Source organism: Brevundimonas diminuta ATCC 11568, from assembly GCF_000204035.1.
Lineage (GTDB): Bacteria > Pseudomonadota > Alphaproteobacteria > Caulobacterales > Caulobacteraceae > Brevundimonas > Brevundimonas diminuta.
Genome location: NZ_GL883084.1, coordinates 388,380 through 397,427 on the forward strand (window position 1 = coordinate 388,380; position 9,048 = coordinate 397,427).

Below are 9,048 nucleotides of genomic sequence, written 5' to 3' on the forward strand. Positions count from 1 at the left end.
TCATCGCGCGGCAGAGGGCCGACGTGGAAGGCGGCCTGGGGCGGGCGGCCCCAGGTGATCTGGCCCCGGCGGAAGGGCTCGGGGGCGCGCGGGGCGGACTGCGTTTCAGGCGACTGGGGCTTGTCGTCGGCGTCGGACATTCGGTCTCCGGCGCTCACGGCGAGCGCGCATCAGGTCGAAAAGGCGTTAGAGGGGCAGGACGGTGAGCGCCGAGTTCGGCGCTTTCGTGACCTTCAGTTCTTCAGACGATAGCCGGTCTTGAAGATCCAGCCCACCACCGCCAGACAGGCGAAGAAGAAGCCCAGCGTGGCCGCAAGGCTGATTTCGACGCTGACGTCCCCCACGCCGTAGAAGGCCCAGCGGAAGCCCGAGATCAGATAGACGACCGGGTTGAAGAGGGCGACCGTGCGCCAGCCCTCGGGCAGCATCTCGATCGAATAGAAGGCGCCGCCCAGGAAGGTCAGGGGCGTGACGATCAGCATGGGCACGAACTGAAGCTGCTCGAAATTCTGCGCCCAGACCCCGATGATGAAGCCGAACAGGGCGAAGGTGGTCGAGATCAGGATCAGGAAGGCCAGCATCCAGAAGGGGTGCAATATCTCGAGCGGCACGAAGAAGGCCGCCGTGGCCAGGATGATCAGACCCAGGATCGCCGACTTGGTCGCCGCCGCCCCGACATAGGCCAGCACGATCTCCAGCGGCGACACGGGCGCGGACAGGATCTCGTAGATCGTCCCGGTGAACTTGGGGAAGTAGATGCCGAAGGAGGCGTTAAAGATCGACTGGGTGAACAGGCTGAGCATGATCAGGCCCGGCACGATGAAGGCGCCGTAGGGGACGCCGTCCACCTCGGTCATGCGGCTGCCGATGGCGCCGCCGAAGACGACGAAATAGAGCGAGGTGGTGATGACCGGCGTCACCAGCGACTGCCACAGGGTGCGTAAGGCCCGCGCCATCTCGAAACGATAGATGGCCCAGACTCCGTATCCGTTGAAGCTCATCACGCGGCCTCCCGATCCTGATGGACCAGGCCGACGAAGATGTCTTCGAGCGAGCTCTGGCGGGTGCTGAGATCCTTAAAGCCGACGCCGAGATCCGACAGGCGGCGCATCAGGGAGGGAACGCCGGTCTTTTCGGCGTTGGAATCGAAGACGTATTCCAGTTCGGTCCCGTCGCCTTGCAGCGTGAGGTTCCAGTCGGCCAGTTCGGGCGGCAGGGCCGCCAGCGGCTCCTGAAGTTGAAGGGTCAGGGTCTTCTTGCCCAGCTTCTGCATCAGGTCGGCGGTCTTCTCGACCAGGATCAGTTCGCCCTTGAGGATGACGCCGACGCGGTCGGCCATCTCCTCGGCTTCCTCGATGTAGTGGGTGGTCAGGATGATGGTCACGCCGCGCTCGCGCAGGCGACGCACCAGCGACCACATGTCCCGGCGCAGCTCGACGTCAACGCCCGCCGTGGGCTCGTCCAGGAACAGGATCTCCGGTTCGTGGCTCAGGGCCTTGGCGATCATGACGCGGCGCTTCATCCCGCCGGACAGGGTCATGATCTTGGCGTCCTTCTTGTCCCACAGGGAAAGGTCGCGAAGGATCTGTTCGACATAGGCCGGATTCGGCGCCTTGCCGAACAGGCCCCGGCTGAAGGTGACGGTGGCCCAGACGGTCTCGAAGGCGTCGGTCGTCAACTCCTGCGGCACCAGGCCGATCTTGGTGCGGGCGGCGCGATAGTCGCTCTGAATATCGTGGCCGTCGGCGGTGATGGTTCCGCTGGACGGGGTGACGATGCCGCAGACGATGGAGATCATCGTCGTCTTGCCCGCCCCGTTCGGACCCAAGAGGGCGAAGATCTCGCCCTTCTCGATCTCCAGATCGACGCGCTTCAGGGCCTGATGGCCGGACTTGTAGGTCTTGGTCAGACCTTCGATGGAAATGACGACTGGCATGGAGCCCCTCCCGGCTTCGGGGAAGGCAGATAAGGAGCGGCATGATGCGGCTCAAGGGGACGCCCGCCCTCTTCCAACGGGAAGGGGTTGCAGGAGCGATCCGCCCTGAAAGGCGTTATAGTCGAGGCCGAACCGCACAGGACGATCGCCATGTCCCCTCGCCGCCCCCTTCTTCTGGCCCTGCCCCTCGTCGCCCTGCTCGGTCTGGCGGCCTGCGAAACCGAAAGCGTGCTGCCGGAAACAGACGGTTTCGGCGCCGCGCCCAACCTGCCGGCGCCCCGCCCCCAAGCCGTGCCGACCGTGAAGATCGCCCGCGCCGTCGGCTGGCCGCAGGGACAGACGCCGGTTGCGGCGGCGGGCCTGGCGGTGAACGCCTTTGCGACGGGGCTGGATCATCCGCGCTGGCTCTACGTCCTGCCCAACGGCGACGTCCTGGTCGCCGAATCCCAGGGGCCCGCCAAGCCGAAGGAGAAGAAGGGGGGCCTGCGCGGCTGGATCGAAGGGCTGGTGATGGCGCGCGCCGGATCGGGCGACCGCCCCAGCGCCGACCGCATCAGCCTGCTGCGCGACGCCGACGGCGACGGGACGGCGGAGACGAAGACCGTCTTCCTGAGCGGCCTGACCTCGCCCTTCGGCATGGCCCTGGTCGGAGAGCGGCTGTACGTCGCCAACGCCGACGCCGTGGTCATGGTCCCCTATCAGACGGGCCGGACGCGCATCGACGCGACGCCGGTCAAGGTCGCGGACCTGCCCGCCGGGCGCAATCATCACTGGACCAAGAGCCTGGTCGCCTCGGCGGACGGGACCAAGCTGTATGTCGGGGTCGGCTCCAACTCCAACATCGGCGAGAACGGGCTGGACGAGGAGGTCGACCGCGCCGCCATTCTGGAGATCGACGCGGCGACGGGCGCACGGCGCGTCTTCGCCTCGGGCTTGCGCAACCCGGTCGGCCTGGCCTGGAATCCGCAGGACGGGCGTTTGTGGACCTCGGTCAATGAGCGCGACGCCCTGGGCGACGATCTGGTGCCCGACTACATGACCTCGGTCACGCCCGGCGGATTCTACGGCTGGCCGTGGAGCTATTACGGCCAGAATGTCGACGAACGGGTGCAGCCCGCCCGGCCCGACATGGTCGCCAGGGCGATCAAGCCCGACTACGCCCTGGGGTCGCATACGGCCTCGCTGGGCCTGACCTTCTATACGGGGGCGCTGCTGCCCCAGTGGCGCGACGGGGCGATCATCGGCCAGCACGGCTCGTGGAACCGCAACCCGCCGTCCGGATACAAGGTCATCTTCGTGCCCTTCCGCGAGGGCCGCCCGGACGGCCCGCCGCAGGACGTGCTGACCGGCTTCCGCAACGCAAGGGGCGAGGCCATGGGGCGGCCGGTCGGGGTGGCGGTAGACGGACGCGGCGCCCTGCTGGTCGCAGACGACGTGGGCGACGCGGTCTGGCGCGTGACGCCCGCCTCGCGATGAGATGCGACGTCCGCCTGATCAGTCATGAAGGCGCGGGCCCGATTTCATCTGTAGACGATCCAGTGTGGAACCGTCGATCAGCGCCGGATCAGCTTGACCTTAGGTCGGCCTTCGACTTGACCCTACGTCATTGAAAAGGACGCGAAAGCTTGCCTTTTTGTCGAATGGCCCCGCCTGCGTCTCCGCCGCCGGTTGACCCGCCGCCCCGCGCCGTCCATCAACCATGACAAAGGCAATCGGGAAGAGGCGGCGCACCCATGGGACTGGCGGCAAACATCCGGCGTGACATCAAGTTCGCTGGCGGGCTGTTCAGACTTCTGAAGCGCATCAAGCCCATCACGCTCGACAGCGACGTCCTGGCCTGTGACGACATCGAGGAGGCGGTCGACAGGTTCGGCCCCAACATCGCCGTCGAAGACGAAACCCGCAAGCTGACCTATCGCGAGTTCGAGGCCCTGGCGAACCGCTACGCCAACTGGGCCAAGAGCCGCAATCTGAAACGCAGCGACGTCATCGCCCTGGTGATGCACAACCGCGTGGAATACGTGGCCGCCTGGTTCGGCTTCTCCAAGGTCGGGGTGGCCACCGCCCTGATCAACAACAATCTGACCGGCGCGGCCCTGGCCCACTGCCTGACCATCTCGACCGCCTTCAACGTGGTGACGGACGAGGACTGCTGGCAGGCGGTCGAGGACGCGCGCGCCCTGGTCGACCGCAACCTGATGATCTGGGTCCACGGCCTGGGCGAAGAGAACGAGACCAACGCGCGCCGCGACCTGGACAACGCCGTGCGCAGCGCATCGTCCGTACGGCCCGACCGTTCGCTGCGTCAGGGCATGACCAACCGCGACACGGCCCTGTACATCTACACCTCGGGCACGACCGGCCTGCCCAAGGCGGCGCGGATGCCGCACTCGCGGGTGCGGACCTATATGCGCGCCTTCGCCGGGGCCACGGCCTCGACGCCGAAAGACGCCCTGTTCAACGTCCTGCCGCTGTATCACTCGACCGGGGGGCTGGTCGGCGTCGGCTCGGTGCTGCTGAACGGCGGGCGGATGATCACGCGGCGGCGCTTCTCGGCCACGCATTTCTGGCCCGACGTGAAGACGACCGGCGCGACCATGTTCGTCTACATCGGCGAACTGTGCCGCTATCTGATCAACAGCCCCGAAAACCCGGACGAGAAGGGCCACAAGTTGCGGCTGGCCTTCGGCAACGGCCTGCGCCCCGACGTCTGGCCCGAGTTCCAGAGCCGCTTCGGCATCAAGGACATTCTTGAGTTCTACGGCTCGACCGAGGGCAACGTCTCCCTGTTCAACTTCGACGGCAAGGCCGGGGCCATCGGCCGCGTGCCGGGCTTCCTGAAGTCGCAGATCAACATCCGCCTGATCGACCTGGACCCGGAGACGGGCGAGCCGGTGCGCGGCCCCGACGGCCTGTGCCGCCTGGTGCCGACCGGCGAGACGGGCGAGGCCATCGGCCAGATCGGCAGCGACATCCGCCACGACTTCTCGGGCTACGCCGACAAGAAGGCGTCGGAGAAGAAGATCCTGACCGACGTGTTCAAGAAGGGCGACCGCTGGTTCCGCACCGGCGACCTGATGCGCCAGGACCGTCAGGGCTACCTCTATTTCATGGACCGTCTGGGCGACACCTTCCGCTGGAAGGGCGAGAACGTCTCGACCGCCGAGGTCGAACAGCGCCTGTCCGAGGCGCCGGGCGTGCAGGAAGTCATCGCCTATGGCGTCGAGGTGCCGGGCCAGGAAGGCAAGGCGGGCATGGTCGGCCTGGTGCTGGACGAGAAGTTCGACGCCGCCGCCTTCGCCGCCTGGGCCGATGAGCAGTTGCCGACCTACGCCCGGCCGGTGTTCGTGCGGATGCTGAAGTCGGCCGACACCACCGGCACCTTCAAATACCGCAAGGTCGATCTGGTCGCCGACGGCTTCGACCCGGACAAGGTCGACGGCCCCGTCTGGGTGCGCGGCGGCAAGGCCGGTTATCAGAAGCTGACCGCCAAGGCGCGCGAGGCGATCCTGAGCGGCGCGACGCGGCTCTAGACCCGCGCGCGAAACGCCTGCGGCGTCACGCCGGTCTGCGCCTTGAAGGCGCGGTTGAAGGGGCCGATCGACCCGAAGCCGCAGTCATAGGCGATGGTCAGGATCGGCAGGCGGCGCAGAGCGGGGTCCGCCAGCCGCCGCTTCGCCTCCTCGATGCGGAAATGGTTGGCCATCTGGCTGAAGTTGCGGAAGCCCAGCCCGGCGATGCTGCGGCTGACCTTGTATTCCGCCTCGCCCAGACGCTGCGCCAGATCCGACACCTTGAGGTTGGGCTGGGCGTAGAGCGCCTGTTCGGTCATCAGACGCAGGATGCGCTCGCCCAGGTCCGCCTCCGCATCGGTCCGGGGCCGGGCGCGACTGCGAACGGCCGTCGTCAGCGGGCGGCGGCGACGCCACCAGACGGCGAAGCCCATGCCGCCCAGGGCGATCAGGGCGCAGACCGCCTTGATCTCGCCGCTCCGAAGCGCGGCCCAGCTCCCGTCCGGCGCGCCGTTCACCCAGACGACGGCGACCGCCAGGATCGCCGCATAGCCGACGGCGAAGCCGATGCGGAAACCGCGCTCCGAGGCGGAAACGCCCGACCCCAGCCGCTTGAGCGGCTCGACGGCGGCGAGCAGCAGCAGGGCGGAGCTGACCAGGCCGCTCAGATTGTCCACCATGCGCGGCCCGGCGGCTGAAACATCCGGCGCCAGGCGCAGGAAAGCCCCCGCCCCCACCAGGGCCAGAACCACAAGCAGGGGCCACCGGGCGCGAGCGCCTCCGGCCGGAAGAGGCGGCTGGAACAGGGCGCGGACCAACAGCCAGGACCAGCCGCAGGTGGCGTCGCCCAGCACGGCGACCGCTTCCGACGCCATGCCGAAGCGATGGCCCATGACCTGCGCCAGACAGAAGGCCCCCGCCGCCGTAGCGAAAAGACCGCCGTACAGCGTCAGCTCCGACAGGCGCGACCCGGCGCGCGACGACGCCATCAAGCCGTCGGCGCTCATGACTGAACCTTTCCGCGCCGGCGCAAGGGAAAATCCATGGCCGATTTCCAAATCGGCGAGATCGCGACGACCAAACCGCTCACAGCCCGGATCACCTCAAACGAACCAGGGACGCACAGGACGTGACGATATCGAAAACCGCAAGCCCCCCGATCCGCGTGCGATCGGACGCAAGCCTGCTGCGACGGTCCGGCGTGATCTGGTTCGGCGTCGCCGCGATCGGCCAGGCCGCCTTCGTCTGGATGATCCTGGCCCATTTCGGACGACGGACCCTGATCGGGGACTTCGCCGGCTGGAACGACAAGCCTCTGATCAAGGGCTATGCGCCCGGCGACGACGCCGGGAATGTGATGTTCGCCGTCCACGTCCTGCTGGCGGCGGTCGTCACCCTGGGCGGACTGATGCAGCTGATTCCGGCCCTGCGGCGCCGGGCGCCGGCCTTCCATCGCTGGAACGGGCGCATCTTCCTGATCACGGCCGTCGTCATGGCGGTCGGCGGCCTGTGGCTGACCTGGGGGCGAGAGACCTATCTGTCGCTCATATCGGCCGTCGCGGTCTCGGTGGACGGGGCGCTGATCCTGGTCTTCGCCGCCCTGGCCTGGCGCACGGCCGTTCGACGGGACTTCGAGGCGCATCGACGATGGGCGATGCGCGCCTTTCTGGCGGTCAACGGCGTCTGGTTCCTGCGGGTGGGACTGATGGCCTGGGCCATCGCCACGGGCGGCCTCGGCATGAACAAGACCCTGTCCGGCCCGGCCGACGTCGTACTGCAGTTCGGCGCCTATCTCATTCCCCTGGCCCTGTTCGAAGCCTATTGGCGCGCAGGACGCAGCGCCCGCCGCGGCCTCCAGCGACTGACCGTCGTCGCGATGGTGCTGGCCGCCGCCGTCACAGCCTTGGGCGTTTTCGGGGCCGTCGTCTTCATGTGGGGCCCCTATATGCTCTAGCGACGCCCATCTCGCGTTTTCGTCCCGAACCGGGATTCGCGAAACGCGGCCTTAAGCATTAACGCCGATAACGGCGTCCTGACCCTTCGGCTCCAGGACGCCTGCTCGCCTCATGTTCCAGATCATCGGCATCGTCATGCTGTTCGCCATGGTGTTCGGCAGCTTCCTGCTGCACGGCGGCAAGATGGCGACGATCCTCTATTCGCTGCCCTATGAGCTCATGGCCATCTTCGGGGCGGGCATCGCGGCCTTCCTGATCTCCAACAGCCTGCCGGTGATCAAGGCCACCCTGGGCGGTCTGGGCAAGTGCTTCGCCGGGCCGAAGTGGAAGAAGCAGGACTACAAGGATCTGCTCAGCCTGCTGTTCCAGCTGACCAAGACGATGAAGTCCAAGGGCGTGATCGCCCTGGAAAGCCACATCGAAAAGCCGGCCGAGAGCGCCATCTTCCAGAAATACCCCAAGGTGCTGAAGGACCACTTCGCCACCGACTTCATCTGCGACACCCTGCGGATGATGACCATGAACCTCGAGGATCCGCACCAGATCGAGGACGCCATGGAGAAGCAGCTGGAGAAGCACCACCACGAGGCCCTGGCCCCGGCCCACGCGCTGCAGACCCTGGCCGACGGCCTGCCCGCCCTGGGCATCGTCGCCGCCGTGCTGGGCATCATCAAGACCATGGGCTCGATCACCGAGCCGCCGGAAGTGCTGGGCGGCATGATCGGCGGCGCCCTGGTCGGCACCTTCCTGGGCGTCTTCCTGGCCTATGGCCTGGTCGGGCCGTTCGCCTCGCGCCTCAACGCCATCGTCGAAGAGGAAGGCGCCTACTACAAGATCATCCAGTCGGTGCTGGTGGCCCACCTGCACGGCAACGCGGCCCAGATCTCGGTCGAGATCGGCCGCGGCGACATCCCCTCGACCGCGCAGCCGTCCTTCACCGAAATGGAAGAAGCCCTGGCCGCCGCGCCGATGGACGCCTGACGCCCTTCGGCGATCTTCGGAACACGGAGCGTTCACGACGGTTCTCTCAGGATCACGGCCGCGTGCGCGGCCCTAAGCCTGGAGCCGTCCCATGCCTGTGCGTCTCACCCGCCGTCCCGCCCATTTCGCAGCCGCGCTCGGCGGCCTGTCGATTCTGATGCTGACCGCCGCCTGCAACGAGCGGGCGCCCGAACGACCCGCCCCCCTGGCCGACCCCGCGCCCGCGGCCGCCGCGCCTCCGGTCAGTCCCGCGCCTGCGCCCGATTCGACGGGAACGGCGACCCCGCCGCCAGGCGACGCGATCCCCGTCCCCACGCCCCCGACCCTGCCGCCCGATCCGAACGAGCCGACTCCGCCCGACCCCATGGACCCGACGGCGCCGCGTCCCGTTCCCCCGGACAACCCTTGAATTTCAGGGCTGAATCCGGCCTGCCTCAAGTTGTCTTCACGAACGCGTGAGAAATCGCTTGCACTCCCGCTCACGAAGCCGTTATCACTTCCTCAGCGAGGTTCATGGTCTCGCTTTTACCTTCTGAAGGAAGAAACCTATGCGCATCACCGCTCTGATCGCCGCTTCGGCCGCCGCTCTGGCCCTGGCTGCTTGCCAACCGGCCGCCACGGACAAGGCTGAAGACGCCGCCGCCGACGCCACCGCCGCCGCCGA

At 67.4% G+C, this 9,048-nt stretch carries 8 protein-coding genes; 5 read left to right on the forward strand and 3 right to left on the reverse strand.

Annotation, left to right across the window (positions count from 1 at the left end):
* Window positions 1-233: 233 nt before the first annotated feature.
* A complete protein-coding gene (locus BDIM_RS01965; protein WP_003163885.1) occupies window positions 234-1,001 on the reverse strand; it encodes an ABC transporter permease in 768 nt (255 codons plus the stop codon).
* On the reverse strand, window positions 1,001-1,936 hold the full coding sequence (locus tag BDIM_RS01970; protein WP_003163886.1) for an ABC transporter ATP-binding protein: 936 nt from the start codon (window positions 1,934-1,936) through the stop codon (window positions 1,001-1,003). Before BDIM_RS01970 ends, BDIM_RS01965 begins: the two co-directional genes overlap by 1 nt.
* 150 nt (window positions 1,937-2,086) lie before the next feature.
* Here BDIM_RS01970 and BDIM_RS01975 point away from each other — a divergent pair, with 150 nt between their 5' ends.
* Both BDIM_RS01975 and BDIM_RS01980 read left to right on the forward strand, forming a co-directional pair.
* A complete protein-coding gene (locus tag BDIM_RS01975) occupies window positions 2,087-3,412 on the forward strand; it encodes a PQQ-dependent sugar dehydrogenase (protein WP_040344750.1) in 1,326 nt (441 codons plus the stop codon).
* Between the two features lie 257 nt (window positions 3,413-3,669).
* On the forward strand, window positions 3,670-5,469 hold the full coding sequence (locus tag BDIM_RS01980; protein ID WP_003163889.1) for a long-chain-acyl-CoA synthetase: 1,800 nt from the start codon (window positions 3,670-3,672) through the stop codon (window positions 5,467-5,469).
* Here the strand turns inward: BDIM_RS01980 and BDIM_RS01985 are convergent.
* On the reverse strand, window positions 5,466-6,455 hold the full coding sequence (locus tag BDIM_RS01985) for a helix-turn-helix domain-containing protein (protein ID WP_003163891.1): 990 nt from the start codon (window positions 6,453-6,455) through the stop codon (window positions 5,466-5,468). The two genes, BDIM_RS01980 and BDIM_RS01985, sit on opposite strands and share 4 nt — an antisense overlap.
* 158 nt (window positions 6,456-6,613) lie before the next feature.
* Here BDIM_RS01985 and BDIM_RS01990 point away from each other — a divergent pair, with 158 nt between their 5' ends.
* The 3 genes from BDIM_RS01990 (at window position 6,614) to BDIM_RS02000 (ending at window position 8,793) form a co-directional block, all read left to right on the forward strand.
* Window positions 6,614-7,402, forward strand: a complete 789-nt coding sequence (locus tag BDIM_RS01990; protein ID WP_003163892.1) for a DUF2306 domain-containing protein — start codon at window positions 6,614-6,616, stop codon at window positions 7,400-7,402.
* A gap of 112 nt (window positions 7,403-7,514) precedes the next feature.
* Window positions 7,515-8,384, forward strand: a complete 870-nt coding sequence (gene motA, locus BDIM_RS01995; RefSeq protein ID WP_003163893.1) for a flagellar motor stator protein MotA — start codon at window positions 7,515-7,517, stop codon at window positions 8,382-8,384.
* 91 nt (window positions 8,385-8,475) lie between these two features.
* Window positions 8,476-8,793 (forward strand): hypothetical protein, encoded by a 318-nt coding sequence (locus BDIM_RS02000; protein WP_003163894.1) that lies wholly within the window; start codon window positions 8,476-8,478, stop codon window positions 8,791-8,793.
* Window positions 8,794-9,048 lie beyond the last annotated feature (255 nt).